This window comes from Nocardia sp. NPDC058499 (assembly GCF_042719915.1).
In the GTDB taxonomy this organism is placed as follows: Bacteria; Actinomycetota; Actinomycetes; order Mycobacteriales; family Mycobacteriaceae; genus Nocardia.
The window spans coordinates 127,559-153,009 of record NZ_JBHXMZ010000008.1; the positions used below are offsets into that span (position 1 = coordinate 127,559).

The following is a 25,451-nucleotide window of genomic DNA, read 5'->3' on the forward strand; positions in this document are numbered from 1 at the left end:
GAGACACCCGTCACCGACATGCCCGGTTACGCTAGCCTCCTGCCATGCGCTATGTGGCCGCCATCGACCAGGGCACGACCTCGAGCAGATGCATTCTCTTCGACCGCTCAGGCCGGATCGCGGGCCTGGCCCAGCGGGAACACGAGCAGCTCTTCCCGAAACCGGGCTGGGTGGAGCACGATCCGGAAACACTCTGGCGTAACACCGAATTCGTGCTCGGTGCGGCTTTGGACGAGGCCGGGGCCCAGGCGGCCGATATCGCGGCGGTCGGTGTCACGAATCAACGCGAGACCACGGTGGTGTGGGAACGCGAGACAGGCCGGCCGATCCACAACGCCATCGTCTGGCAGGACACCCGCACCGACCGGCTGTGCACCGAACTGGCCGGTGATCAGGGTGCCGGCCGCTACGCCGATCGCACCGGACTACCACTGTCGACCTATTTCTCCGGTCCGAAGGTGCGCTGGATCCTGGATGCCGTTCCCGGCGCCAGGCAGCGGGCCGAGGCCGGGGAGCTGTGCTTCGGCACGGTGGACAGCTGGGTGCTGTGGAATCTGACCGGCCGGCACATCACCGATGTCACCAATGCGTCACGAACGCTGCTGATGGATCTGCGGACCCTGCAATGGGACAGCGAGATCTGCGCCGAGATCGGCGTGCCGACACCGATGCTGCCGGAGATCCGCAGTTCCTCGGAGGTCTACGCGGAGATCGCCGCGGGACCGCTGGCCGGGATACCGGTCGCGGGCATCCTCGGCGACCAGCAGGCCGCGACATTCGGGCAGGCGTGCCTGTCCCCCGGCGAGGCCAAGAACACCTACGGCACCGGGAACTTCATGCTGCTGAACACCGGCACCACACCGGTGTTCAGCGAACACGGCCTGCTCACCACCGTCTGCTACCGGCTGGGTGAGCGGCCGCCGGTGTATGCGCTGGAGGGGTCGATCGCCGTCACCGGCGCCCTCGTGCAGTGGTTCCGCGACAACCTCGGCATCATCGATGCCGCGCCGGAAATCGAGGATCTGGCCCGCACCGTGGACGATAACGGCGGCGCCTATATCGTGCCTGCTTTCTCCGGGCTGTTCGCGCCGCGCTGGCGGCCCGATGCCCGCGGTGTCATCGCGGGCCTCACCCGGTTCGTCACCAAGGCGCATCTGGCGCGGGCGATCCTCGAATCGACCGCGTTCCAGACCCGTGAGGTGATGGACGCGATGCGCGCGGACGCCGAAGCCAACGACTTGAACCTGGAATCGGTCGCGCTCAAGGTCGACGGCGGGATGGTCGCCAACGATCTGCTCATGCAGTTCCAGGCCGATATCCTCGACCTTCCGGTGGTTCGCCCGCTGGTCAACGAGACCACCGCCCTGGGTGCCGCGTACGCCGCGGGGCTGGCGGTCGATTACTGGTCGGGTACCGACGATATCCGCGCCAACTGGACCGCCGAAACCACATGGAACCCGGCCATGCCGGCTGCCGAACGCGAGTCCCGTTTACGCGACTGGAACAAGGCCGTGGAACGCACCTACAACTGGGCGGACTGACCGGCCGCCGCGGGGACTTGCTCCGCTGCCCGTGCCAGCCGGGTCACGGCCTCTCCCAGCACTTCGGGCGCCGCGGTGGTGAAACACATGCGCATGGCATGCGAGTACGGGGTGGCGACCGCGAACGCCTGCCCGGGCACGAAGGCGACACCCGCGTCGAGCGCACGGGGCAACAGTTCGGTGGTGTCGGTACCGTCGGTGAACTCCGCCCATACGAACATCCCGCCGGAGGCGGAACTGCAGCGCAGACGATCACCGAACTGCTCGGCCACGGCGTCCACCAGCGCGGTGGCGCGGGCGGCGTAGACCCCGCGCACCGTATCGATATGGCCGCCGAGCCACTCGGTATCGGCCAATAGTTCGGCGGCGATCTGCTGGGTCAGTGCGGAACCGCACAGGTCGGCGCCCTGTTTCAGCAGTTCGACCGCGCGGCAGACCCGTTCCGGGGCGACCATCCATCCCACCCGCAGGGTCGGAGCCAGGATCTTGGACGCCGAGGACAGCCGGATCACCGCCGGCGAATACGTCGCGACCGGTTCCGGTGCGGGCCGGTCGAACCACAGTTCGCCGTACGGGTCGTCCTCGATCACCCAGAACCGGTGCTTCTCGGCCGCGGCGGCCAGCGCCCGGCGCCGGCGAGGGCTCATGGTGACACCGCCCGGATTGTGGAAGTTGCTCACCGTATGCACGACTGCGGGCCGCTGCCCGGCGGCGATCAGTTCTTCGAGCAGGTCGACCCGCATACCCTCGCTGTCCAGCGGCACGGCCACGATCTGGGCGCCGGCGGCCCGGAACACCTGAAGCGCGCCGACATAGGCCGGATCCTCGACCACGACCAGCGCGCCGGGGTCGAGCAGCACCTCCGCGAGCAGCGATAACGCCTGCTGGGAGCCGTGGGTGACGAACACTTCCCCGACCCCGACCGGCCGGCCCAGTCGCACGGATTCCCGACCGGCGAGGACATCGCGCAGCGGTCCCCAGCCCGGCGACTCGGTGTACTGGAGCACGCCGGGACCGCGCAGCGCCGATTCCGCCGCCGCCGCGATCCGCGGACCGGGCATGAGCGCGGCATCGGGCAGACCACCGGCGAGGCTGATGACATCCGCCGCGGCGGTGAGTTTCAGCAGGTCGCGGATGGCGGAACTGGTCAGCCCGGCCAGCTTTCCGGCCAGTGGCGCAGCTTCTTCATCGGGCATGGGGGCCTCCGGGTATCACCTGGTCGATACCCAATCATCCCATGAAAACCAGAATATGAAACTGTGATCTCAGATCATGGGATCAGCGGCGATCCTCGATAACCCACAGCAGCGTCTTCCCGTCGCGCTCCACCGTGGTGACCGTCTGCTTGTACACCGTCGTCACCCCGTTCGGTCGGCGCTCGGTGAGGTCCACATCGAAGGTATTGGCGGTCCGCTCGGTGATCCGCACACAATGCTGCGTACCGGCCGGGATCTGCTCATCGATCCCGCCCTGGATGGTCTCGGCGGAGGAAATGGCCGGCGAATCCGGCGCCACGAACTCCCGCGCAGCGGTACCGCTGCGCTGGACGTAGAAGGCGTGCTGGAAACCGAGCACGGCATCCGGCCCGCTCGTCGTATCGCCGGCACCGCTACCCACCGTGACCGCGCCGTCCTGCGTCGCCGGGCAACTCAGCCCTTCGATGGCCTCCGCAGTGGGCCCGGTACCCCCTTCACCGCCGTCGCCCCGGACCACGACAATCGCCACGCCGACCGCGATGAACGCCACGATCACCGCCGCCACCGTGACAATCGTGCCGATAGGCAGATCGCGACGCGGTTTCTCGGTCAGGGCGCTCGACACCGACTGCGGCGTGAGTTTCTGTGCGATCGGGTCGCTGTCCCATGACAGGCCGCCCGAACGCGGCCGCACCGGCTCGTCTCCTCGATCGCTCGGTTCGGAACCGGGCCAGCGCAGATCTGCGGCACTGTGCCGCACTGTCGCCTGTTCCGACTCCGGCGCCGGCTCGGTACCCGGCCGGCGTTGCGACGCCGGATCGGCAGGCAGGGAATGACGCACCGTCGCGTCATCGGCGCTCCCCGGACGCGGACGAGTCACCGGCACGGAATCACCGGTCGCCGGATACGCCGGCGTGGAACTGTCCGGCGCACGATACTGCGGCGGCGGCGCAGGAACCGTCGGCGGCTCCGGCGACGTGCCCGGGGCCCCGTCGGCCGGCCGCCAGGCCAGCTCCGGGTTCTCCGCGCCCGCCGGTTGCCAGCCCTGCACCGGTAGATCACCGGTCGGCGGCCCGAACTCCGATACCGGGGGCCCGAACTCCGATACGGGCGGGCCGAATTCCGATACCGGCGGCCCGAAATCACCCGTGGGCGGACCGAAATCCGCCCGGTCGGATTCGCGCCTCTTGTCTTCGCCCTCGCCGGTCACGGCCCATCCCTTTCGAGACACGCGGGTGGGGCGGCCGTACCCGACCGCCCCACCCGGCAAGATTTCACTCGTATCAGTACTGGAGCGAACCACCCCAGTTGGTATTGACACCAGCGACGTTGATCGACTGCTCCGGGTAGTTACCCGGCGGCAGCAGCGGCGGAGGCGGCGGAATCTCGGCCGCGGCCTTCAGCGCGTCCGCGCCGCCCGGCTGCATGGCGATCCAGTGCTCGACAGCCGCCTTGGCGGTGTTCACCGGGGTGGTGTCGATCGTGTGATCGAGCCGATTGTCCGGCAGCCCGTTCCCACCGGTGAAGGTGGAGACATTGATGGTGTTCTCGTCGACGAACTCCACCGAGATACCGGCCTCGCCGGTACCCGTGGGGGTACGGAAACCGGCCGTACCGACATACCCCGACTGGTTCGTGAAGTGATGCGTATTGGCGAAATGCCCAGGCGCCAGCGCACCGCCGTCGATGGCGGCACCGACCTCCATATGCGCGCCCTGCATCTCCACCACCGGCGCCACCGGCGCCGACTGCAGGCGCGGAGCCTCCCACTCGGGAGCCTGCGGCTGGACCAAAGTCTCGGTGCCCGGATCGGCGGCCTGCGCGTCGCCCTCGGTCTCGGGGCCGGCCGGCCGATCGCCCGGCTGCCCCGGCACCGCAGGCTGCTCACCCTCGGGCTTATCCGGCGCGATCGCCGGCTGCACCGGATCGTCCTGACCCGGAACGGGCAGCGGCGCCACACGCGGCGTGGTGACACCCGGCTGAGTCGGACCCGTAAGAGCCTGCTCGCCTTCCTCACCCGGCTTCGGCGTCGTCACCCCGGGCTGACTCGGAGTGGGAGTACTACCCGACTCCTCGTCGTTCCCGTCCCGACTCTGCCCGCCCTCGTTCTGCACACCCGGCTGGCTCGGCGTGGTCTCCGGACCCTCCTGCTCCGGCGTAGCACCCGGCTGAGCGGGCGCCGGAGTCGTCGGCGTGGTCGGCTGATCACCCGGAACGGCCCCCGCCGGCGATGCGAAGATGGCCATGGCCGCTGCGGTCGCAAGCGGCAGCGAAGTGCTCGCCACCGCCCGAGTCGCCCGGCTCGGCTTACGATGTTTCACTATTCGCCCAATCCCTTTCCCGGATGCGGCGGCACCTGCGCACCGCAACCAGTTCTGCCTCATCTGAGACACGACTCCAGCGGTGGCCTGAGTGGGCCGTTCGCTGTCCGAGTCCGAAAGGACGAACCCCCCGGCACCAAACCTCGCGACCGCCCGCCGATCGCAATCTCTGCCCCGGAAGTCAACCACACCCCGGCCCGTCCGGCAATCTGTGCTGTATCTTTTTGCGGCGCCTGCGGCGCCGCGGGTTTTGGCCCACCTTGGTCCCTGCTTTCCGCACTCGATGCTCGCGGCTGCGCCGCATTGCATCGAGCGCGGAAAGCAGGGACGGGCCAAAACCTCTCAGGGCCTCGTAAGACTCGGCACTGCAGGTGGTTACGTCCGGTGCTGAAGGTGGCCGGACGCAAAGTCGCTGAACTCGGTGCTGCGGCTGGGCAGTTCAGCTTCGACGGCTGTGCCTGCAGGCGGGCCGCGGCGCCGTCGGGGCCTCCACCGGCCCGCATGAGGCTGTGGATTCTCGCTCATCAACGACGACGGGGCAGCGCGACCAGCGGCAGGGTCAGCCCAGGTCGTCGTGGCGCATGAGCTGGCGAGCCGCTTCCATGACCGAACCGGTGAGCGAGGGGTAGACCGAGAACGTCTGCGCCAGATCGTTGACCGTGAGATTGTTCTGCACGGCCAGAGCGATCGGCAGGATCAGTTCCGAGGCGATGGGTGCGACCACGACACCGCCGATCACCACGCCGGTCGCCGGGCGGCAGAAGATCTTCACGAAACCGCGGCGCAATCCCGACATCTTGGCGCGCGGATTGGTGTTCAGCGGCAGCATCACCGTCCGGGCCGGTACCTCGCCGTCGTCGATGGCGGTCTGGCTCACTCCGACCGTCGCGATCTCGGGGCGGGTGAACACTGCCGAGGCCACCGTTTTCAGGCGGATCGGGCTCACGCCCTCGCCGAGCGCGTGGTACATCGCGATCCGGCCCTGCATGGCGGCCACCGAGGCCAGCGGCAACAGGCCGGTGCAGTCGCCGGCCGCGTAGATGCCCGGGACCGGTGTGCGCGAGACCCGGTCGACCCGCAGGTATCCGCCGCGGTCGAGTTCGAGGCCCGCCTCCTCCAATCCGAGACCGGTGGTGTTCGGCGTCGAGCCGACGGTCATGAGGGCGTGCGAACCGGTAACTGTGCGACCGTCGGAAAGGGTTACCAGCACACCGACGGCCGTACGTTCCACCTTGTCGGCGCGGGCGTGTTTGACCAGTTCCACACCGCGCTCGGCGAAAGCATCCTCGAGAACCAGTGCGGCATCGGCATCTTCGCCCGGCAGCACCCGGTCCCGGCTGGAGACCAGGATCACTCGGACACCCATTTCGGTGTAGGCGGAGACGAATTCCGCGCCGGTAACACCCGATCCGACCACCACCAGGGTTTCCGGCAGTTCGGCCAGATCGTAGAGCTGGCGCCAGTTCAGGATCCGCTCCCCATCGGGCTCGGCGCCGGCCAGTACTCGCGGCGAAGCACCCGTCGCGATCAGCACCACCTCGGCCTCCACGGTTTCGTCGGCGGCATCCGGACAGGACACGGCGACCCGGTGCGTGGCCCGGCCCGACCCCGGGCCCGCCAACCGGCCCCAGCCGGGCAGCACCCGGACACCCGCGCCCTGCAACTTGGACCGGATATCCGACGACTGCGCCAGCGCCAGCGCCTTCACCCGCTCATTGACCTCCGGCAACCGCACCTCGGCCTGGCTCGGATCCAGCGTTATCCCCAGATTGCGGGCCCGCCGCAGATCGGTGCGTATCCCGGTGGATGCGATGAACGTCTTGGACGGGACACAGTCCCAGAGCACACACGCCCCGCCGATACCATCGGAATCGATCAGTACGACCTGCGCGCCGTGCTGCGCCGCCACCAGCGCCGCCTCGTAGCCTGCGGGTCCGCCACCGATGATTGCAATGCGGGTCATAACTTCCCCTGTCCTGATCACCCGCGCCCGGCGCGCGGCAGCGTCGCGGCCCTCACTCGCCGAGACAATCCTAGTCGGTGCTGTTCAGTGGATCTCAGCGACAGTCCGGGCACGGCCGGAGGCACCCGTAAACGCCCTCGAAGCAGATCCCACAGCACCAATTACGACGCCCCGTACCGGTGCGGGCCGGAACACAACTAAGCTGCCGGTGTGCCGATCTACGCTGCCTACGGGTCCAATATGGATTCGACCCAGATGCTCGAGCGCTGTCCGCACTCCCCCATGTTCGGGACGGGCTGGCTGGAGGGCTGGCGCCTCACCTTCAGCGGGGACGACATCGGCTGGGAAGGCCCGCTGGCCACCGTCGTCGAAGAACCGGGTTCCCGGGTCTTCGTGGTGCTCTACGACGTCTCTCCGGAAGACGAGCAGCGACTGGACCGGTGGGAGGGCTCGGATTTCGGGATCCACCGCAAGATCCGCCTCCGCGTCACTCCCAGCCCCGGCAGCGGCACCGAACCCATCCTGGCGTGGCTGTACGTTCTCGACGCCTACGAGGGCGGACTCCCCTCGGCCCGCTATCTGGGCGTGATGGCCGATGCCGCCGAAAAAGCCGGTGCCCCAGCGGACTACGTACACGCTCTACGCACCCGCAACAGCCGCAACGTCGGCCCGGGTAACAACTTCAGCTGAATTATCGGCGCCGACTCCGTCGGCGCGGGGTTTCGGCCCCCCTTGGTCCCTGCTTTCCGCACTCGATGCTCGCGGCTGCGCCGCATGGCATCGAGCACGGAAAGCAGGGACGGGCCGAAACCTTTCAGGGCCTCGTAAGACTCGGCGCTGCCGTCGGTTGCGTTCGGTTCGGTGCTGCCCGGAGGAGTCCGTGGCGACAGGTTCGCGCAGGTCAGGCGGTGAGTTGCCGACCGGCCTGGAGGACGAGGTTGGTGAAGGTTCGGACGCCGATCTCCAGGGCGCGTTCGTCGATATCGAAGGTGGACTGGTGCAGGTCGAGCTGGGGGCCCGTACCGGACCAGACGCCGAGCCGGGCCATCGCTCCCGGGACTTCCTCCAGATACCAGGAGAAGTCCTCACCGCCGCCGGACTGCGGGGTATCGGCGAGGGCGTCCGGGCCGATCCCGCGGACCGCGTCGCTGAGCATCCGCACCGACTGTTCGTCGTTCACGACCGGTGGTACGCCGCGCCGGTAGTCGAGCTGGTATCGCACGCCGGTCGGCGCGAGGAGTCCGTCGACTATCTCCCGCACCAGCGGTTCCAGCAGCGACCAGGTGGCGTGGTCGCCGGTGCGGACGGTGCCGGTGAGCATCCCCGTCTGCGGTATGGCGTTGGGCGCTTTGCCGGCGCTGACCGCACCCCAGACCATGACCGTGCTGGTGCGCGGGTCGATCCGCCGGCTGAGCAGGCCGGGCAGGCCGGTGATGACGGTGCCGATGGCGTAGACGAGGTCACTGGTCAGGTGGGGCCGGGAGGTGTGCCCGCCGGGTGAGTCCAGAACCAGTTCCACGGTGTCGGCCGCGGAGGTGATCGCGCCGACCCGGATTCCCACGCGACCCACCTCGAGCCGGGGGTCGCAATGCAGGGCGAAGACGCGATCCACCCCGGTCATAGCGCCTTCGGCGACCATATCCAGGGCACCGCCGGGCATCACTTCCTCGGCATGCTGGAAGATCAGCCGGACCCCGGCCGGCAGATCCGCGTCGGCCAGGGCCAGCGCGGTCCCGAGCAGGACGGCGGTATGCGCATCGTGGCCGCAGGCATGGGAGACGCCGGGAACCGTGGAGGCGAAATCCCGGCCGGTGAACTCCTGCAGCGGTAGCGCGTCCATATCGGCCCGCAGGGCGATCCTGGGGGCGTTCTCCGGGCCGATATCGCAGATCAGGCCCGTACCGCTGGGCAGCACCCGGAACGACAGGCCGGCCTTGGTCAGCCAGGTGCCGACGAATTCGGTGGTGGCGAACTCGGTGCGGGAAAGCTCCGGGTTCGCGTGCAGATGCCGTCGCCACTGCACGAGATCGACCGTGTGCTCGGCCAGCCACGCCGTCACCGTGTCCTGTCCGTCGCGCACCGAACGGCCGGATGTGCTCACCGAATATCCTCCTGTCGTAGAACGAGCAGCTGCGAACCACTTCTCCGCGTGCCGGGACCGGCCCGTAACACATATCGCCCGCGACCTGGGTCGCAGTACAGGCGGCGGTTCCACTCGTCCCCTCGGGGAACGGCCGTCACCTCCAGTTTCCCACCACGGCCGGATCCGCGCCCGGCGACGTCCCGGGTGTGACCACCGGAACAGTGACAACGAAACGGATACCCGGATGCTAACTCTTGGCGAATTCCAGGTTGTCCGCGGTGGTCGGGACGGCCAGAGCCGCCAGCGTCGCCGCATGCAGGGAACGTTTGATCACCGGAAGGCTGGCGTTCCGGTTGGCTGCCAGGGCAGCGGCCCGGGTGACCGCGGTATCGCGCAGATCGGCGGCATCGGCGGTCTCCTCGACGATGCCCGCGGCGTATGCCTCCGGACCGCCGTAGCGGTGGCCCGTGGTCATCGCGGTGAGCGCGACCTGATTGGTCAGCCGGCCTGTGACCAGCGCGTTCATTCCGACCGTGAACGGCATCCCGAGATGCACCTCGGGCAGGCACCAGAACCCGCGGTCGGCGCGCATGACCCGGAAATCGTGCGAACTCGCGAGCATGGCGCCGGCACCGAACGCATGCCCGTTCACGGCGGCCACGGTAGGCAGCGGGAAGGCCAGGATCCGGCTGAACAGGCCGTGTACGAGATCGAGGTAACCGTGCATGCGGTCGAGGTTGGCGAACAGCCAGTCGGTGTCGAGGCCGTTGCTGAAGAATTTTCCGGTGGCTGTCGTGACCAGAGCGGCGGGCCCTGAACTCGCTTCCACGGTATCCAGCAGAGCATGCGTCTCGTCGAGCCATTCGTGGCCGAAGCGGTTCTCGCTGTCGGTCTGACCCTCGTTGCCCAGCGACAATACGAAAACGTTCTCCACGCGTTCCAGGTACGGCATACGTGGAGCGTATCCGCAGAACTACCGGGCTCCCACAGCGGTCGGCGGCGGTCACCACATCCGGTATGACACCGGTCCGCGGCGCCCGGAGGCCATAGACTGACCGCCATGCTTGCCGACGAGGCTGCCCAGGAAATCGCCGCCCGGACCTCCGTGGCCCGGCATCGGGTCGCGGTGGTGCTGGGTTCGGGGTGGCAGGACGCCGCCGCCGAACTCGGGACCCCGAACGCCGAAATCCCCATGCCGGAGTTACCGGGATTCGCCGCGCCCACTGCCGAGGGTCATATCGGGCGGGTGCTGTCGGTATCGATCGGTGACATCGAAGCCCTGGTGCTCATGGGCCGCCAGCACCTCTACGAGGGGTACTCCCCCGCCGAAGTGGTGCACCCGGTGCGGGCGGCGGTGGCGGCGGGCGCGGAGACGGTGATCCTGACCAACGCCGCCGGCGGTATCGGCCCGGGTCTGCGGGTCGGGGAGGCGGTGCTGGTGCGCGATCACATCAATCTCACGGGCGCGACCGCGCTCACCGGACCCACGTTCGTCGACATGGTGGACGCCTGGGACCCGGAACTGCGTCACCTCGCGCGCCGGATCGACCCGGATCTCACCGACGGCGTGTATGCCGGGCTCACCGGACCGCAGTACGAGACCCCCGCGGAGATCCGCATGCTGGCCACCATCGGGGCCGACCTGGTGGGGATGTCCACGGTGCTCGAGGCCATCGCGGCGCGCGCACTGGGCGCCCGGTTGCTCGGGATCTCGCTGGTCACCAATCTGGCGGCCGGTGTCACGGGGGCGCCGCTGGCGCACGCCGAGGTACTGGCCGAAGGGCAGGCGGCCGCGCCCCGGCTGGGCAAACTGCTGCGCGGGCTGTTGGAGCAGTTGTAGTGCTCACGTTCGGCACCGCGGGGCTGCGGGGCCCGCTGGGTCCGGGCCCGGACCGGATGAACGAGACCACCGTCGCCCACGCGACCGCGGGTCTCGCGGCATGGCTGCGCGACCGCTGCCTGGGCGGTGGACAGGTGGTGGTCGGCCGCGACGCCCGGCACGGGTCGGCGGAGTTCGCCGAGGTCACCGCCGAGGTGCTGGCCGCGGCCGGTTTCGCGGTGGTCCGGCTACCCGAACCGTGGCCGACCCCGGTGACCGCGTTCGCCGTCCGCGCGCTCGGCGCGGTGGCCGGCGTCCAGATCACCGCTTCGCACAATCCGCCCGCCGACAACGGCTACAAGGTGTACGTCGACGGTGGCGCGCAGCTGCTCGCTCCCGCCGATACCGAGATCGAGCAGCAGATCGCGGCGGTGACCGAACCGATCCCGCGGACCCCGGTGGAGTTCTCGGACAGCGACCTGTACTCCCGCTACCTCGCGCGGGTCGCCCAGCTACCGCAGCTGATCGGCGGTCCGGGTGAACGCGCGGGGATCCGGATCGCGCTCACACCGCTGCACGGAGTGGGCGGCGCCACGGTAGCGGAAGCGCTCACCGCGGCTGGGTTCACCGATATCCACACGGTGGCCGAACAGTTCACCCCCGACCCGGATTTCCCCACGGTCGCATTCCCGAATCCCGAGGAACCCGGCGCCGCCGATCTGCTGTTGCGACTGGCCGAGCAGGTGGGTGCCGACCTGGCCATCGCCCTCGACCCCGACGCGGACCGCTGCGCGCTCGGCGTACCCACCCCCGACGGCTGGCGCATGCTGCGTGGCGACGAGACCGGTGTCCTGCTGGCCGACGCTGTACTGCGCACCGCCCCGCCGGATGCGCTGGTGGCGACCACGATCGTCTCGTCGCGATTGCTCTCCCGGCTGGCCGCCGAGCGCGGCGCCCGCTACGCCGAAACCCTCACCGGCTTCAAATGGCTGGCCCGGGCGGGCGACGGCCTGGTGTACGCGTACGAAGAGGCGCTCGGCCACTGTGTGGACCCGGCGGCCGTACGCGACAAGGACGGTGTCTCCGCCGCGGTGCTGGCCGCCGATCTGGTGGCGCGGCTGCGTGCCCGGGGCCGCACCCTGCTCGACGAGCTCGACGATTACGCGCTGCGCTTCGGGGTGCACGCCGGCGATCAGGTCTCGCTGCGCCTGCCGGATCAGCGGGCCGCGGCGGCGGTGGTGAACACCTTGCGTACGACACCACCGCGGGAACTCGCCGGTACCGCGGTCGATTACACCGATATGGCGCAGTTGCGCGGCCGGATGCGCACGGACGCACTGCTGTTCACCGGCGACGGCCTGCGGCTCGTGGTACGGCCCTCGGGTACCGAACCGAAGCTCAAATGCTATCTGGAGGTGGTGCAGCCGGTTTCCGGCCGAGACGACCTCACGTACGCAAGAGATGCTGCCCAGCAACGCCTTTCGGCCGCAGATGCGTACTGCCGCACGCTGGCGGGTTGATCGCTCACCGCGGGCCGAACTGCCGATCCCCGGCGTCACCGAGCCCGGGCACGATGAATGCGTCGTCGTCGAGCCGGTCATCGATCACCGCGGTCACCAACCGGACGGGCAGCCCCGAACCGGCCAGCGCCGCGATCCCCTCCGGCGCCGAGACCACGCACACCGCGGTGATATCCGTGGCCCCGCGCCCCGCCAGCAGTTTCAGCGTGTGCACCATGGAGCCGCCGGTGGCCAGCATCGGGTCCAGCACCATGACCGGTGTCGTGGACAGATCCTTCGGCAGCGATTCCAGATAGGGCACGGGCCGGTGTGTCCGTTCGTCGCGGGCGACGCCGACGAACCCCACTTTCGATTGCGGAATCAGATTCGTGGCCGCCTCCACCATGCCCAGCCCGGCCCGCAGCACGGGCACCAGCAGCGGCGGGCGGGCCAGGCGCACACCGCGGGTCGCGGTGACCGGAGTGTCGATGTCGTAGTACTCGACCTGCGCATCGCGCAGCGCCTCGTACACCAGTAGTCCGGCCAGGTCGCGCAGCGCGGCCCGGAAGGCGGAGTCGGGGGTGCGTTCGTCGCGGAGCGTGGTCAGCAGGCTCGCCACGAGCGGATGGTCCAGGGTGTGCGTACGCATGAGGGAACGATAAGGTCGAAAGCGCGCGCGCCGCCGTCGCGCCGGGGATTTCCGGATGTCGATTTCGGTGGAACCGAGCCGGAAGCCGGTGCGTCGAATCCGGTAGATGACATACTCTGCCCGTTAACGAAGTCGATGGGGGAACCTCTGATGGTGAACATCTCAGCCGATGCCGAAGGCATCGCGGCCTACGGCACCACTGCCGGGGTGATGGCCTCCGAGCTGGCGGCGGCAGGGGCCGGCACCTCGGGTGCCGCACCCGCGATTCTCGGCCCGATCTTCGGTCTGGTCGGCGGTGATTTCCTGGCCGCCTACGCCGCCGCGCATGCGGGTCATACCGCGACAATCGGCCAATTGTCCGCCGTACTGGGCACCATGAGCGGAGCGGCGGGGGTGGCCGCCGTGAGTTACGCCGAGGCCGATACCAGCAATGCGGCCGCCCTGCGCGGTGCCGCCGGGGAGTGACCGGTGATCGATATCAGCGCACTGGCCAAACCGATCCTCGATCTGCTCGCCGGTTTCGGCACCGGCGTGCTCGGCACCGGCGGCCCGGGTGATTCGTTGCGGGCAGCGTCCACCGCGATCGATCAGGTGCATTCGCTCGGCCGCACGGGCATCAATCTGATGAACACCGCCTGGGACGGTACCGGCGCCGACGCCGCGACCTCCAAGGCATTGCGGGTGCAGACCTCCGCGGCGAGTATCTCCGACCGCGGCAACGAGATGGCCACGGTGATGGGGCAGGCGGCGGCCCATGTCGAAACCGGCAACAAGGATCTCACCGCCATCGCGCAATCGTTCGTGAACAACGCCACTGCGATGGCCCCCACGCTGGGCACTCCGGCCGGGTTGACCGTGCTCGTCGGGTCCGCGATCGACCATCTGGGGCAGGCGCTGGGTGTCGTGGGCCGGGTGCAGAACGAACTGCAGACCCATACGGCCTCCATGAACGAACTCGCCCCGCCGCCGCCCACTCCGTCGGCCGCGAACGCCGCGCCGGTGGCCGGCCAGGCGATCTCCACGGTGACCTCGGGCCTCAGCAGCGTCGCCGGGGTGGCCGGCACGATGATGAGTACCGCGATGTCGGGCCCCAGCGGCAGCACCACCACGACGAGCGCCGGAACACCCGGTAAGACGACCAGTTCCGCCGGCACCACGTCCGGTGAGGGTGTCAAGATCACCCTGCCCGACGGCAGTGTCGTGGAGGCGCCGAACGAGAAGGCGGCCACCGCGGTGAAATCCGCTCTCGGCTGCGTCGGCACCCCGTACGTCTGGGGCGGTAACACGCCGGGCGCCGGGCTGGACTGCAGCGGCCTGACGAAGTACGCCTACGGCGAAGCCGGGGTGGAGATCCCGCGGCTCGCCCACGAGCAGGCCAACGGCGCCACCCCCGTCTCCCCCGGCGACCTCATGCCCGGAGATCTGGCGATCTGGGACGGCCATGTGGCCATGGTGATCGGCAACGGCCAGATCGTCGAGGCCGGCGATCCGGTACAGGTCGGTTCCGTCCGCACCGAGAACAGCGGGATGGAGTTCTACGGGTTCTATCGGCCGACGGAATGAGTCGGCCACATGCCAGGCTGCCCCGCGATGGGCGGATATCCGATCATGACGACTGGACAGAAGTATGAGTGAGCAGCAGGTTCCCGAGATACCGAACGTCACCGTGGCCGGGAGCAGGAACCGGTCCGGCACCCTGTCGGTACGAGCCACCGATCAGGGTATGCCGGTGGAGATCAAATTCGAACGCAGCGAATACCGTTACGGCGCACAGGCACTCGCCGACGAGATCCTGCGGCTGACCAAACGCTCGACGATCGCGGCGCAGGCGAAACGCCGGGAACTGCTGGCCGAGAACGGAATGCCGGCGGAGATACTGGACCAGCTGGGGTTGCCGACCCGGCAGCAGGCGGTCGACGAACTGGATCGGATGGACGACGCCGACACCGGGCCGACGAGCTGGATGCGGCCGGTATGAGCCGCCGCGATTTACCGATCGCGCGGTATCACCACGGCGCGCCACCACGGGGATCCAGGAGGGATGGAGCATGAGCGCGGAAATGGACGCCCTGGTCGCGGGGGCCACCCAGAAACTGGAGGCGCTCGAAGCGGCGCTGTACGGACTGAAACAGATCCGGGGCCGGTTCACCACCGAGGACGGGTTGGTGAGCGCGGAGATCGACAGCAACGGGGCACTGGTGGGTCTGCAGCTCGCCGAGGGGGTCACCTCGCTCCCGCCCGCCGAAGCCGCACAGTTGATCCTCTCCGCGTGCCGCCAGGCCGCCGAGGAGGCCGGTGGCCGCCGCTCGGAGGTCGTTGCCGCACTGAACGAATCGTTCGCACCGGCTGCGCAGGCGGATACGCAACCGGCCGGGGGATATCCAGGTAACGCCTGATCACGGCCGGTCGCGGGCTCGTTTCGCGGGTGTCGCGGCGAGCACACAGTGCCATCGGGAGTACCTGGGCGTATGCTCCGGGCGTGCACCGCACCGGGTACGTCCATCTTCCGCTCCGGCTGTGGTCGGCCCAGGGGTGGGCTCGGCCCTGCTCTACCTATTAGGCTTCCGCGTATGGCTTCTGGAGACATCGTCCCGATCGAGCTCGGTCTGACCGACGGCGATCTCGTCACCCTCTGGGCACCGCGCTGGCGTGACGGGGATGACGAGTGGGAAGCGTTCCTAGGACACGAGGACGCCCTGTACGGCTTCGAATCCGTAGCCGAACTGGCGGCCTTCATCCGGACCGATTCCGATAACGATCTGGTCGACCATCCGGCCTGGAAGGTTGTCGCCGGGCTGTCGGCAGCGGAGCTGGAGCCCGAGGACAACTACTCGTTCGACCTGGTCGGGGTCCCGGAGCTGGCCGCCGGTGATCCGGATGTGGACACCGTTGCCGAACTCGAGGACACGCTGGCCATGGTCCGCAATATCGGCGAGGTCTGCGAACTCGAGACGGTGACGAAGTTCTTCGCCACCCACCCCGCGCTCGGGGCGCTGGCCGGCGGCACCAGCATGTTCGTGGGCCGCGAGGGCCTGGAACTGTGGGATCAGATCGGTGCCGCGGTGGCCAAGAGCTGGGACGATGTGCTGGATTCGATCGATTCGGTGGTGCGTGTCCCGTCCGTGGACGCCGAGGCGGTGGCCCTGGCCGAGGCGGAATTGCTGGCCGCCGAGGAGAACGAGGTCGACGCCGACGACGTCGCCGATACCGATGACGACAGCGATATCGAACCCGTCGATCTGAATGCCGACGACGAGGACGAAGACGAGGACCTCACATTCTGGGAGGAAGTCGGGATCGACCCCGTCAAGATCGTCACCTCGGATTCGGAATACTTCACATTGCGCTGCTATCTCGACGACGAACCGATTTTCCTCGGGGCGAAGAAGTCCATTTCCGTCTTCGGTAGTGAACGCGCCCTGGCCCGCTACCTCGCCGACGATCACGAACACGATCTGGCCCGGGTGAGTACCTTCGCCGAGGTGCAGACCGCCGCGGTGGACGGATCGCTGGAGGTCGAGGTCACCGACGAGAACGTCTACGTCCTGCCCGGCTTGGCCGACGATCTGACCGAGGGTCCCGAGGCGGTGGATACCGAACAGCTGGACTTGGTGCTGGAATTGTTCACCGACGCCGCCGATTACGCCGGGGACGATGCGGTGGAACAAGCTCTGGCGAAATCGACTCCGCTCGGCTGGTACGTCTCCTACCTGCTGAACCCGGACCCGACCCGCATGGCACCCAACCCGCCGTTCGACGCGGAGGCCCGGGCGTGGCGTGAGCTGGAACGCAATTTCGAATCCCGGCTGACGCCGCGCTGAACCGGCCCGGTCGGCGCCCGGTTCGCGCAGCGGTAGGTCTCGATGTGGACACGCGCAGGCTCATTCTGTCGATAAACCGGCACGAACTGGGCAAACTGTCTGGCCAGCGGTGTTTGCCGTCGCGCAGCCCCGGCCGGCGCCTGCCGGGCGGGGACGGCCGCACCGCGGCAGCAGGGCAGATGTACGAAGGAGGACGCATGCCGACAGTGCGGATCGATCTGGATCAGGATCTGCTGGCGGCCGCCGGCGCAATCATGGGCACGGGGACCGATAAGGCCACGATTCACGAGGCGCTGCGCCGGATCGTGGTCCATGAACGACAGCTCCGGCATTTCGAGCGGCTGGCCGCGTCGGCGCTGAACCGATCGCCGCAGCCGGCGATCGCCGATAGCTGACGGCGCGTACAGCGCGAACCTGTCGGTACCCGTTGGCATGATCCGGGCATACGGAGTCCGGAGGGGGAACCATGTCGGTACCGATCAGCGATCTGCCCGTCACCCAGCGTCCACGTGAGCGGCTGTACGCGCTGGGCCCGCAGGCGCTGAGCGACGGCGAGCTCTTGGCTCTGCTGCTCGGTCAGGGCAGACGCGGGGCCAGCGCGGTCGAACTGGCCTTCACCCTGCTCACCGAATTCGGCGGAGTAACCGGATTGTCCTCGGCACGTCCCGAGGAACTTGCCCGCCTCGGCGGTGTGGGCACCGCCAAGGCCGCCGCGATCATCGCTGCCTTCCAGCTCGCCGCCCGCGCCCGCCTCGGCCCGGCGCCCGCGGCACCACTGTTGCGCGCCGAGGATGTAGCGCTCGCGGCCGCCCCACTGTTCGCCGGGGCGCGGGTCGAGCGTCTGCTGGTGCTGGTCTGCGATACGCGCAACCGGCTGCGGCGATCGGTATTCGTCGCCGAGGGCGCGATCGACGAGGTGGCGGTACCGGTCCGCGAAATCCTCAACACCGTGCTACGCAATGACGGTCGCGCATTCGCCCTCGTACACAACCACCCCTCCGGCGACCCCTCACCCAGTCTCGACGACCGGCGCGCCAGTAGTGTGCTCGCCGCCGCGGCGCATACCGTCGGCCTCCGTTTCCTGGACCATGTGGTGCTCGCCGGCGAGCAGTGGCGCCGCGCCGCACCACTCGAGGAGCCGGATCTGTGAACCCTGCCAGGACTACCGCGCCGGGAACCTCGACGGGCTGTCGGTTCAGCCGGGTATGCCGGATCCATCCTCGGCGATCGCCGCGGTACTGCGGTCGCGGGCGCGGCGTCGCGCGGTGGCCAGACGGGAGCCGATGAGCCCCTGCCGGGGTGCGAACAGATAGACCACGGTGAACACCACACCCTGCGCCAGAACCATGGTGGCACCCGGTGCGGTATCAGCGTAGTAGCTGACGTAGAGGCCGGTGAGAGCACAGAGCGCCGAAATGACCGGGGCCAGCACCAGCATCCGGCCGAACCGATCGGTGAGCAGGTAGGCCGTGGCGCCCGGGATGATCAACATGGCCACCACCAGAACCACTCCGACGGCCTGCAGCGCCACGACCGCGGTCAGCGCGAGCAGGCCGAGCAGCGTCGCGCCGAGTACGCGCGGGTTCAGGCCGATCGCGTAGGCGTGGACACGGTCGAAGGCGTACAGCGTGAAATCGCGTCGTTTGAGGACGAGAACGACGAAGACGAAGGCGGCCAATACGGCGATCTGCACCAGCTCGTCCGGTCCGACGCCGAGGATATTGCCGAAGATGATGTGGTTGAGGTCGGTATCGCTGGGTGTCACCGAGATCAGAACCAGGCCGAAGGCGAACAGGGTGGTGAACACGATGCCGATGGCGGCGTCCTCTTTCACCCGGCTGGTATCGCGGACCAGGCCGATCAGCGCCACGGCCAGGAAGCCGAAGATCACCGCACCTACAGCGAACGGGACCCCCGCGATATACGCGAGCACCACACCGGGCAGCACGGCATGCGAGACCGCGTCCCCCATGAGGGACCAGCCGACGAGAACCAGCCAGCACGAGAGCAGACCGCAGACGATCGCGGCGACCAGGCTCGTGATCAGCGCGCGGACCATGAAGGCGTACCGCAGCGGTTCGAGCATGAATTCGATCGGATCCATAACACTCACCTGATTGCTCCGAGGAAGCCGCCGGCCCGGGCGGAAGTCAACGTTGTTCCAGCACATCGAGTCCGAAGGCCAGCGCGAGGTTCTCCGGTCGCAGGGCCTCCTCGGTGCTGCCGTGCACCAGCACTCGGCGCATGAGCAGCGCCGCCTCGTCGGCGAGTCCGGGCAGGGCGTGCAGGTCGTGGGTGGAGATCAGGACGGTCGCCCCGTCGCCTGCCAGTTCGCGCAGCAGACCGGTGATCGTCGCCTCGGAACGTTTGTCCACACCCGCGAACGGTTCGTCGAGCAGTAGGATCCGGGCGCCCTGCGCGATACCCCGCGCCACGAAGGCGCGTTTGCGCTGGCCGCCGGAGAGCCGCCCGATCTGCCGGTCCGCGAGATCGGTCAGTTCGACCCGTTCCAGCGCCTCGTCCACCGCGGCCCGATCGGTGCGGCTCACCCGCCTGGTGAAACCCATCCGGCCGTAGCGGCCGGTGGTCACCACATCGCGGACCGACAGCGGGAACGACCAGTCCACCGCTTCGCTCTGCGGTACATAGCCGAGCAGTCCGCAGCGGCGGGCCACTGCCGGTTTCTCACCACCGATACGGACGGTGCCGCGGTCCGGGACGATCATGCCCATCAGCGTTTTGAACAGCGTGGATTTACCCGAGCCGTTCATCCCGATCAGCGCGCACACCCGGCCCGGGTCCACCGCCAGCCGGACACTGTCGAGCGCCTGCACCTCGCCGTAGTAGACGGTGACGCCGTCGACGTCGATCGCGGGGGTTGTCATGACCGGCTCCCGGTGAGTGCGGCGGCGATGGTTCCGGCATCGTGGCGGATCAGGTCCAGATAGGTCGGCACCGGACCGTCCGCCGCGGACAGCGAGTCCACGTAGAGAACACCGCCGAACCGCGCACCGGTGGCCTCGACGACCCGCTGCATCGGCGCGTCGGAGACGGTGGATTCGCAGAACACCGCGGGTACCTGATTGTCGCGGACGTATTCGATCACCCGGGTGATCTGCTGCGGTGTGGCCTGCTGTTCGGCATTGACCGGCCAGATGTAGGCCTCCGACAGGCCCGCGTCGCGAGCGAGATAGGAAAACGCACCTTCGCAGGTCACCAGGGCCCGCTGCCGGCGCGGCAGATCACGGAGTTCGGCGACGAGTTCGTCGTGCACCTGCTGTAACCGGAGTTTGTAGTTGTCGCCGTTGGCCCGGAACGCGGCACCGTGTTCGGGTGCGAGGCGGGTGAAAGCGGCCACCATGTTGTCGACGTAGGTCTGGACGTTGAGCGGGGACATCCAGGCGTGCGGGTTGGGTTTACCCGCGTAGGCGTCGGAGGTGATGGGTACCGAGGCCACTCCCTCGCTCACGGTGACGTGCTCGGCGTCGAGGTCGGCGACGAACTGGCCGAACCAGGCCTCCAGGTTCATCCCGTTGTCGAGGATGAGATCGGCTTTGGCTGCACGTTTGATATCACCGGGCGTCGGTTCGTAGCCGTGGATCTCCGAACCCGGTTTGGTGAGCGACTGCACCTCGAGGTGCTCGCCGGCGATATTGCCGGCGATATCGGCCAGCACGGTGAAGGTGGTGACAACCACCGGTTTCCCGTCGCGGGGCAGGTGGAATGTCTGGCAGGCGGTGAGCACGACCGCTGTCGCGCAGACCACCAGCACAGCGGTGAGCCGGAGAAATACCCGCATGCCGAACCACCGCCTTCCAGTCAGAATGGTAAGTTCGGGTACCCGAATTATCAAGTTCGTGTGACGAAACCCAAACGGTCGGGAAAACAAAACCGCCCCCGCGCGGGACACGGGGGCGGTTGCTACGACAACGACTCAGCGCGCGAACAGCAGCGCGCGCTTGACTTCCTGAATCGCCTTGGTGACCTCGATACCGCGCGGGCAGGCGTCGGTGCAGTTGAAGGTGGTGCGGCAGCGCCACACCCCGTCGACCTCGTTGAGAATGTCCAGACGTTCCCGGGCGCCCTCGTCGCGGCTGTCGAAGATGAAGCGGTGCGCGTTCACGATCGCGGCCGGGCCGAAGTAGCTGCCGTCGTGCCAGTACACCGGGCACGAGGTGGTGCAGCAGGCACACAGGATGCATTTGGTGGTGTCGTCGAACCGGGCGCGATCGGCCTGGCTCTGGATCCGCTCGTAGGTGGGCTCGTTACCGGAGGTCATCAGGTACGGCTTCACCGCCCGGAACGCGTCGAAGAACGGTTCCATATCCACGATCAGATCCTTCTCCACCGGCAGGCCGCGGATCGGCTCGACGGAGATGGTGACCGGCTTACCGTTCTTCGGCAGCATATCCTTCATCAGGACCTTGCAGGCCAGCCGGTTCACGCCGTTGATCCGCATCGCGTCCGACCCGCACACACCGTGCGCGCAAGAGCGCCGGAACGTGAGCGTGCCGTCCAGGTAGGACTTGATGTAGATGAGGATGTTCAGGAACCGGTCGGTCGGCAGCGCCGGCACCTGGAACGACTCCCAGTGCTGGCCCTGCCCGTCCTCCGGGTTGAACCGCGCCACCTTGACGGTGATCATGGTCGAGCCCTCGGGCACCGGCGCCGGGTTCGCGGCTGCGGGCTTCTCGGCTACAGCGGTCATCAGTACTTACGCTCCATCGGCTCGTAACGGGTCTGCACCACCGGCTTGAAGTCCAGCCGGATATCCGAGAGGAGATCCGCGCCTTCCTTGTAGGCCATCGTGTGCCGCATGAAGTTCACATCGTCGCGGTCCGGGTAGTCCTCGCGGGCGTGACCACCACGCGATTCCTTGCGGTTGAGCGCGCCGACCACCGTGACTTCGGCCAGCTCCAGCAGGAAGCCCAGTTCCAGGGCCTCGAGCAGATCACTGTTGTAGCGTTTGCCCTTGTCCTGCACCGTGATCCGGGCGTAGCGCTCCTTGAGCGCGTGGATATCGGTGAGGGCCTGCTTGAGCGTGTCCTCGGTGCGGAACACCGAGGCGTTGTTGTCCATCGACCGCTGCAATTCGGTGCGGATATCGGCGACCCGCTCGTTGCCGTGGTCGGACAGGATCAGCGAAAGCCACTCCTGCACCATCTGCGCCGGGTTCTCCGGCATCTCGACGAATTCGGCGCGGTGGGCGTACTCGGCGGCGGCGATACCGGCGCGGCGGCCGAACACATTGATATCGAGCAGCGAGTTGGTGCCGAGGCGGTTCGCGCCGTGCACGGAAACGCAGGCGCATTCACCGGCGGCGTACAGGCCGGGCACGACATCGTCGTTGTTACGCAGTACCTCGCCCTGGATCCGGGTGGGGATACCGCCCATCACGTAGTGACAGGTCGGGAAGACCGGCACCAGTTCCTTCACCGGGTCCACACCCAGGTAGGTGCGGGCGAATTCGGTGATATCGGGCAGTTTCTCCTCGAGGACATCCTCGCCGAGGTGGGTCACGTCGATGTAGACGTAGTCCTTGTTCGGCCCGGCGCCGCGCCCCTCGAGCACCTCGAGCACCATCGAGCGGGCAACGATATCGCGCGGCGCCAGGTCCTTGATCGTGGGTGCGTAGCGTTCCATGAACCGCTCGCCGTCCACATTGCGCAGGATGCCGCCCTCACCGCGGACCGCCTCGGAGATGAGGATGCCGAGGCCGGCCAGGCCCGTCGGATGGAACTGGTGGAATTCCATATCCTCGAGCGGCAGGCCCTTGCGGAACACGATCGCCATACCGTCGCCGGTGAGCGTATGCGCGTTGGAGGTGGTCTTGTACATCCGGCCGGAACCGCCGGTGGCGAAAACGATCGACTTGGCGTGGAACACGTGCAGTTCGCCGGTGGCCAGCTCGTAGGCGACCACACCGGTGGCGACCGGGCCACGCTCGGTATCGGTCATCACCAGGTCGAGCACGTAGAACTCGTTGTAGAACTCCACGTCGTGCTTGACGCAGTTCTGGTACAGCGTCTGCAGGATCATGTGACCGGTGCGGTCGGCCGCGTAGCAGGCACGCCGCACCGGGGCCTTGCCGTGATCACGGGTGTGCCCGCCGAACCGGCGCTGGTCGATCTTGCCCTCGGGCGTGCGGTTGAACGGCAGACCCATCTTCTCCAGGTCCAGCACCGCGTCGATGGCCTCTTTGGCCATGATCTCCGCCGCGTCCTGGTCGACCAGGTAGTCACCACCCTTGACCGTGTCGAAGGTGTGCCACTCCCAGTTGTCCTCTTCGACATTGGCCAGGGCGGCGCACATACCGCCCTGGGCCGCGCCGGTGTGACTGCGGGTGGGGTACAGCTTGGTCAGCACCGCGGTGCGCGCCCGCGGACCGGCCTCGATGGCCGCCCGCATACCGGCGCCACCCGCACCGACGATCACGACGTCGTAGCGGTGCTCCTGAACAGGCCGAGACACAACTGTTCCGCTGGTTCGTTCGCCGCTCTCACCTGCGGCGTCGATTCGTTCGCTGCGCTCACTCATGCGAGGGGGCCGTTCCTAACTGATGTTGGGGTCGAAGGTGAAGATGACGTAGGTGCCCACGCCCATGATCAGGATCATCGACAGCACCAGCAGCGTGTTCAGCCAGAAGCGGGTCGAATCCTTGCGCGAGTAGTCCGCGATCACGGTGCGCAGACCGTTGCCGCCGTGCAGCTGCGCCAGCCACAGCATGGCCAGATCCCAGATCTGCCAGAACGGGCTCGCCCAGCGGCCGGCGACGAACGCGAAGTTCAACCGTTTCACGCCGCCGTCGAGCAACAACATGATCGCCATATGACCGAGGACCAGCACGATCAGCGCGACACCGGAGAAACGCATGAACAGCCACGCGTACTTCTCGAAGTTGCTGCTTGCGCGGCCTCGCGGCGACCGCGGAAGATCCAGGCTCGCCGGGCGATCGTGGGATTTACCGAGAACAGGTGCGGTCATGGCTCAGTGCTCCGTCAGCAGTAGGTAGAACATGCGGCCGATCGTGGGCACCATGAGCACCACCAGCAGGCCGATGATGCCCCAGAGCATCTGCTTCTGATAGCGCGGCCCCTGCGACCAGAAGTCCACCAGGATGACCCGCACACCGTTGAGCGCGTGGAACAGCACGCAGAAGACCAGGCCCATTTCCATGAGCGCGACGATCGGGGTCTTGTAGAGCTCGATCGCCTCGTCGTAGATTTCAGGACTGACCCGGACCAGCGCGGTGTCCAGGACGTGCACGAACAGGAAGAAGAAGACCGTGACACCGGTGATCCGGTGCAGGGCCCAGGACCACATACCGGGGTCGCCTCGGTACAGCGTTTTACGCTTCGGCTGAGCCGGAGCTTCTATCGTGGCCATAGAGTCTCGGTGCCTCCAACATCGTTGATGGACCCGGTCACAGATCCCGGCACCGGTGCGGTGGAGCCGGGATTCGGTGACGCACCAGCCGGGTTGTGACAGGGCCCTATCCCGGGGCCGCGGTCGCTGGGCTCGCCGCCGCCGAACGTGTAACCGATCTGTTCTGGACTCTAATCCCCTCACATTGGCGGAACTAATTCGGCGTGCCGCGCGTTGCAGCGATATCGGGCAGGTTAGGGTTACCTTTCTCGGGTCGCTACAGCGTTACGCGACGGGTCACCCGCGTCCACACGACCTCGCCTGCCGAACATCCCGCGAGCCGGGATTCATCTGGTAATTCATTGCCCGGCAACGGTTTTACCGAATCGCGAAGATTCCACGCCAAGGGAGCCCGATTTCCGCCGGCGACGAATGCTCTCAATGCCGGGGTCGCCGTTGTGCGCCCGGGCAATGTGCAAAATGTCTCAGTGGTGCGGGCCAAGTTACTCGAGAGTAGCCGAAGAATCGGGTGTCCGGCGAAAGATCTCCGGAAATCGACACCGGCCCACGCGCCGGGCGGAACGACAGACCCGCCCGGCGCCCCGGCAGAACCATTCGAATCCCGGCGAAGGCTCAGTCGCCCTCGCCGATCGTCTCCACCCGCAACCGCACAACCTCGTAGTTGAACTCCGTATCGACGATATCGCCGGTCACATGCCCGAGTAGCGCCTGACTGGCCGGCGAACTCTCCGGATACTTACCCACCGCGGGATCGGCGTCGTAGTCGGGCACGATCTGGTACTCCAACTGCACCTCGACCTCGTCGAACGCATTGAGCCTGGACAACAACAGTTTCGAATACACCATGACGATGAGGAACTTCGGAAGCGTCATTCGGCACCTTCCTGGCGACCACGAGGCCGGGCCGGACGGCCCGGCACCCTACATATCTCCGAACCGAACAGGGCGTTTCAGTGTTGATGGCGCCGCCTCCGGCGGCGCGGGTTTTGGCCCCCCTTGGTCCCTGCTGTCAGCACTCGATGCTCGCGGCTGCGCCGCATTGCCTCGAGTGCTGACAGCAGGGACGGGCCAAAACCTCTCAGGGCCTCGTAAGACTCGGCGGCGCCGCTGGTTGCGTCGGGTTCATTCGTGGGACGAAAAGGCGGCAGGATCGCCGGCACCGCGCGCTGTTTC

Annotated in this window: 26 protein-coding genes; 11 read left to right on the forward strand and 15 right to left on the reverse strand. The window is 67.7% G+C overall.

Annotated features, from left to right (window positions below; genetic code table 11):
- Positions 1-44: 44 nt before the first annotated feature.
- Positions 45-1,541, forward strand: coding sequence for a glycerol kinase GlpK (gene glpK, locus ACFWPH_RS23810; RefSeq protein ID WP_378754345.1), 1,497 nt, complete (start codon positions 45-47; stop codon positions 1,539-1,541).
- On the opposite strand, the gene ACFWPH_RS23815 is transcribed toward glpK, so the two are convergent.
- The 4 genes from ACFWPH_RS23815 to ACFWPH_RS23830 all read right to left on the reverse strand — a co-directional run bounded on the left by ACFWPH_RS23815 (position 1,523) and on the right by ACFWPH_RS23830 (position 7,021).
- A complete protein-coding gene (locus tag ACFWPH_RS23815) occupies positions 1,523-2,737 on the reverse strand; it encodes a PLP-dependent aminotransferase family protein (protein ID WP_378754346.1) in 1,215 nt (404 codons plus the stop codon). The genes glpK and ACFWPH_RS23815 overlap by 19 nt on opposite strands.
- Positions 2,738-2,819: 82 nt before the next feature.
- Positions 2,820-3,947 carry a hypothetical protein gene (locus ACFWPH_RS23820; RefSeq protein ID WP_378754347.1) on the reverse strand — a complete coding sequence of 376 codons (1,128 nt, stop codon included), beginning with the start codon at positions 3,945-3,947 and terminating at the stop codon, positions 2,820-2,822.
- A 73-nt stretch (positions 3,948-4,020) separates the two neighbouring features.
- Complete coding sequence (locus ACFWPH_RS23825) at positions 4,021-5,022, reverse strand: hypothetical protein (RefSeq protein WP_378754348.1); 1,002 nt, start codon at positions 5,020-5,022, stop codon at positions 4,021-4,023.
- Positions 5,023-5,617: 595 nt separating this feature from the next.
- Positions 5,618-7,021 (reverse strand): NAD(P)H-quinone dehydrogenase, encoded by a 1,404-nt coding sequence (locus ACFWPH_RS23830; RefSeq protein WP_378754349.1) that lies wholly within the window; start codon positions 7,019-7,021, stop codon positions 5,618-5,620.
- A 210-nt stretch (positions 7,022-7,231) separates the two neighbouring features.
- Here ACFWPH_RS23830 and ACFWPH_RS23835 point away from each other — a divergent pair, with 210 nt between their 5' ends.
- Complete coding sequence (locus tag ACFWPH_RS23835; protein WP_280398103.1) at positions 7,232-7,711, forward strand: gamma-glutamylcyclotransferase; 480 nt, start codon at positions 7,232-7,234, stop codon at positions 7,709-7,711.
- 211 nt (positions 7,712-7,922) lie between these two features.
- On the opposite strand, the gene ACFWPH_RS23840 is transcribed toward ACFWPH_RS23835, so the two are convergent.
- Together ACFWPH_RS23840 and ACFWPH_RS23845 are read right to left on the reverse strand one after the other, a co-directional pair.
- A complete protein-coding gene (locus ACFWPH_RS23840; protein WP_378754492.1) occupies positions 7,923-9,080 on the reverse strand; it encodes a M20 family metallopeptidase in 1,158 nt (385 codons plus the stop codon).
- A 271-nt stretch (positions 9,081-9,351) separates the two neighbouring features.
- Positions 9,352-10,056: an enoyl-CoA hydratase-related protein gene (locus tag ACFWPH_RS23845; RefSeq protein WP_378754350.1), complete on the reverse strand. Its 705-nt coding sequence runs from the start codon at positions 10,054-10,056 to the stop codon at positions 9,352-9,354.
- Positions 10,057-10,164: 108 nt separating this feature from the next.
- Here ACFWPH_RS23845 and ACFWPH_RS23850 point away from each other — a divergent pair, with 108 nt between their 5' ends.
- Together ACFWPH_RS23850 and ACFWPH_RS23855 are read left to right on the forward strand one after the other, a co-directional pair.
- On the forward strand, positions 10,165-10,944 hold the full coding sequence (locus ACFWPH_RS23850; RefSeq protein ID WP_378754351.1) for a purine-nucleoside phosphorylase: 780 nt from the start codon (positions 10,165-10,167) through the stop codon (positions 10,942-10,944).
- Positions 10,944-12,443: a phospho-sugar mutase gene (locus ACFWPH_RS23855; RefSeq protein ID WP_378754352.1), complete on the forward strand. Its 1,500-nt coding sequence runs from the start codon at positions 10,944-10,946 to the stop codon at positions 12,441-12,443. Before ACFWPH_RS23850 ends, ACFWPH_RS23855 begins: the two co-directional genes overlap by 1 nt.
- Positions 12,444-12,447: 4 nt before the next feature.
- Here ACFWPH_RS23855 and upp read toward each other — a convergent pair whose 3' ends face one another.
- Complete coding sequence (gene upp / locus ACFWPH_RS23860; protein ID WP_280419630.1) at positions 12,448-13,071, reverse strand: uracil phosphoribosyltransferase; 624 nt, start codon at positions 13,069-13,071, stop codon at positions 12,448-12,450.
- A gap of 150 nt (positions 13,072-13,221) precedes the next feature.
- Here upp and ACFWPH_RS23865 point away from each other — a divergent pair, with 150 nt between their 5' ends.
- The 7 genes from ACFWPH_RS23865 to ACFWPH_RS23895 all read left to right on the forward strand — a co-directional run bounded on the left by ACFWPH_RS23865 (position 13,222) and on the right by ACFWPH_RS23895 (position 18,042).
- Entirely contained in the window at positions 13,222-13,536 is a 315-nt protein-coding gene (locus tag ACFWPH_RS23865) for a type VII secretion target (RefSeq protein ID WP_033244659.1), read from the forward strand.
- A 3-nt stretch (positions 13,537-13,539) separates the two neighbouring features.
- Positions 13,540-14,634, forward strand: a complete 1,095-nt coding sequence (locus ACFWPH_RS23870; protein ID WP_378754353.1) for a C40 family peptidase — start codon at positions 13,540-13,542, stop codon at positions 14,632-14,634.
- Between the two features lie 64 nt (positions 14,635-14,698).
- Entirely contained in the window at positions 14,699-15,049 is a 351-nt protein-coding gene (locus tag ACFWPH_RS23875) for a hypothetical protein (RefSeq protein ID WP_051157155.1), read from the forward strand.
- Positions 15,050-15,119: 70 nt separating this feature from the next.
- Entirely contained in the window at positions 15,120-15,467 is a 348-nt protein-coding gene (locus ACFWPH_RS23880; protein ID WP_378754354.1) for a YbaB/EbfC family DNA-binding protein, read from the forward strand.
- A gap of 174 nt (positions 15,468-15,641) precedes the next feature.
- Positions 15,642-16,892, forward strand: a complete 1,251-nt coding sequence (locus ACFWPH_RS23885) for a primosomal protein (RefSeq protein WP_378754355.1) — start codon at positions 15,642-15,644, stop codon at positions 16,890-16,892.
- Between the two features lie 197 nt (positions 16,893-17,089).
- Entirely contained in the window at positions 17,090-17,287 is a 198-nt protein-coding gene (locus ACFWPH_RS23890; RefSeq protein ID WP_280419635.1) for a type II toxin-antitoxin system VapB family antitoxin, read from the forward strand.
- Positions 17,288-17,358: 71 nt separating this feature from the next.
- Positions 17,359-18,042, forward strand: a complete 684-nt coding sequence (locus ACFWPH_RS23895; protein ID WP_378754356.1) for a RadC family protein — start codon at positions 17,359-17,361, stop codon at positions 18,040-18,042.
- Positions 18,043-18,087: 45 nt separating this feature from the next.
- Here the strand turns inward: ACFWPH_RS23895 and ACFWPH_RS23900 are convergent, their stop codons facing one another.
- From ACFWPH_RS23900 to ACFWPH_RS23935, 8 genes are all read right to left on the reverse strand, one after another.
- Positions 18,088-18,996 carry a metal ABC transporter permease gene (locus tag ACFWPH_RS23900; protein WP_378754357.1) on the reverse strand — a complete coding sequence of 303 codons (909 nt, stop codon included), beginning with the start codon at positions 18,994-18,996 and terminating at the stop codon, positions 18,088-18,090.
- 46 nt (positions 18,997-19,042) lie between these two features.
- Positions 19,043-19,777, reverse strand: a complete 735-nt coding sequence (locus ACFWPH_RS23905; RefSeq protein WP_378754358.1) for a metal ABC transporter ATP-binding protein — start codon at positions 19,775-19,777, stop codon at positions 19,043-19,045.
- Positions 19,774-20,691: a metal ABC transporter substrate-binding protein gene (locus ACFWPH_RS23910; protein WP_378754359.1), complete on the reverse strand. Its 918-nt coding sequence runs from the start codon at positions 20,689-20,691 to the stop codon at positions 19,774-19,776. The genes ACFWPH_RS23905 and ACFWPH_RS23910 overlap by 4 nt, the downstream gene beginning before the upstream one ends.
- Before the next feature lie 135 nt (positions 20,692-20,826).
- Complete coding sequence (locus ACFWPH_RS23915; RefSeq protein WP_378754360.1) at positions 20,827-21,600, reverse strand: succinate dehydrogenase iron-sulfur subunit; 774 nt, start codon at positions 21,598-21,600, stop codon at positions 20,827-20,829.
- Positions 21,600-23,429 (reverse strand): succinate dehydrogenase flavoprotein subunit, encoded by a 1,830-nt coding sequence (sdhA, locus tag ACFWPH_RS23920; RefSeq protein ID WP_378754361.1) that lies wholly within the window; start codon positions 23,427-23,429, stop codon positions 21,600-21,602. Before sdhA ends, ACFWPH_RS23915 begins: the two co-directional genes overlap by 1 nt.
- Before the next feature lie 15 nt (positions 23,430-23,444).
- Positions 23,445-23,876, reverse strand: coding sequence for a succinate dehydrogenase hydrophobic membrane anchor subunit (locus ACFWPH_RS23925; protein WP_378754362.1), 432 nt, complete (start codon positions 23,874-23,876; stop codon positions 23,445-23,447).
- A 3-nt stretch (positions 23,877-23,879) separates the two neighbouring features.
- Positions 23,880-24,278 carry a succinate dehydrogenase, cytochrome b556 subunit gene (sdhC, locus tag ACFWPH_RS23930; protein ID WP_081595325.1) on the reverse strand — a complete coding sequence of 133 codons (399 nt, stop codon included), beginning with the start codon at positions 24,276-24,278 and terminating at the stop codon, positions 23,880-23,882.
- Between the two features lie 612 nt (positions 24,279-24,890).
- Entirely contained in the window at positions 24,891-25,151 is a 261-nt protein-coding gene (locus ACFWPH_RS23935) for a GreA/GreB family elongation factor (RefSeq protein WP_378754363.1), read from the reverse strand.
- Positions 25,152-25,451 lie beyond the last annotated feature (300 nt).

Coding starts and splice junctions, on each gene's coding strand:
- glpK (WP_378754345.1), top strand. CDS start 45: ATGCGCTATGTGGCCGCCATCGACCAGGGCACGACCTCGAGCAGATGC.
- ACFWPH_RS23815 (WP_378754346.1), bottom strand. CDS start 2,737: ATGCCCGATGAAGAAGCTGCGCCACTGGCCGGAAAGCTGGCCGGGCTG.
- ACFWPH_RS23830 (WP_378754349.1), bottom strand. CDS start 7,021: ATGACCCGCATTGCAATCATCGGTGGCGGACCCGCAGGCTACGAGGCG.
- ACFWPH_RS23845 (WP_378754350.1), bottom strand. CDS start 10,056: ATGCCGTACCTGGAACGCGTGGAGAACGTTTTCGTATTGTCGCTGGGC.
- ACFWPH_RS23850 (WP_378754351.1), top strand. CDS start 10,165: ATGCTTGCCGACGAGGCTGCCCAGGAAATCGCCGCCCGGACCTCCGTG.
- upp (WP_280419630.1), bottom strand. CDS start 13,071: ATGCGTACGCACACCCTGGACCATCCGCTCGTGGCGAGCCTGCTGACC.
- ACFWPH_RS23865 (WP_033244659.1), top strand. CDS start 13,222: ATGGTGAACATCTCAGCCGATGCCGAAGGCATCGCGGCCTACGGCACC.
- ACFWPH_RS23875 (WP_051157155.1), top strand. CDS start 14,699: ATGAGTGAGCAGCAGGTTCCCGAGATACCGAACGTCACCGTGGCCGGG.
- ACFWPH_RS23880 (WP_378754354.1), top strand. CDS start 15,120: ATGAGCGCGGAAATGGACGCCCTGGTCGCGGGGGCCACCCAGAAACTG.
- ACFWPH_RS23885 (WP_378754355.1), top strand. CDS start 15,642: ATGGCTTCTGGAGACATCGTCCCGATCGAGCTCGGTCTGACCGACGGC.
- ACFWPH_RS23890 (WP_280419635.1), top strand. CDS start 17,090: ATGCCGACAGTGCGGATCGATCTGGATCAGGATCTGCTGGCGGCCGCC.
- ACFWPH_RS23895 (WP_378754356.1), top strand. CDS start 17,359: ATGTCGGTACCGATCAGCGATCTGCCCGTCACCCAGCGTCCACGTGAG.
- ACFWPH_RS23900 (WP_378754357.1), bottom strand. CDS start 18,996: ATGGATCCGATCGAATTCATGCTCGAACCGCTGCGGTACGCCTTCATG.
- ACFWPH_RS23905 (WP_378754358.1), bottom strand. CDS start 19,777: ATGACAACCCCCGCGATCGACGTCGACGGCGTCACCGTCTACTACGGC.
- ACFWPH_RS23910 (WP_378754359.1), bottom strand. CDS start 20,691: ATGCGGGTATTTCTCCGGCTCACCGCTGTGCTGGTGGTCTGCGCGACA.
- ACFWPH_RS23915 (WP_378754360.1), bottom strand. CDS start 21,600: ATGACCGCTGTAGCCGAGAAGCCCGCAGCCGCGAACCCGGCGCCGGTG.
- sdhA (WP_378754361.1), bottom strand. CDS start 23,429: ATGAGTGAGCGCAGCGAACGAATCGACGCCGCAGGTGAGAGCGGCGAA.
- ACFWPH_RS23925 (WP_378754362.1), bottom strand. CDS start 23,876: ATGACCGCACCTGTTCTCGGTAAATCCCACGATCGCCCGGCGAGCCTG.
- sdhC (WP_081595325.1), bottom strand. CDS start 24,278: ATGGCCACGATAGAAGCTCCGGCTCAGCCGAAGCGTAAAACGCTGTAC.
- ACFWPH_RS23935 (WP_378754363.1), bottom strand. CDS start 25,151: ATGACGCTTCCGAAGTTCCTCATCGTCATGGTGTATTCGAAACTGTTG.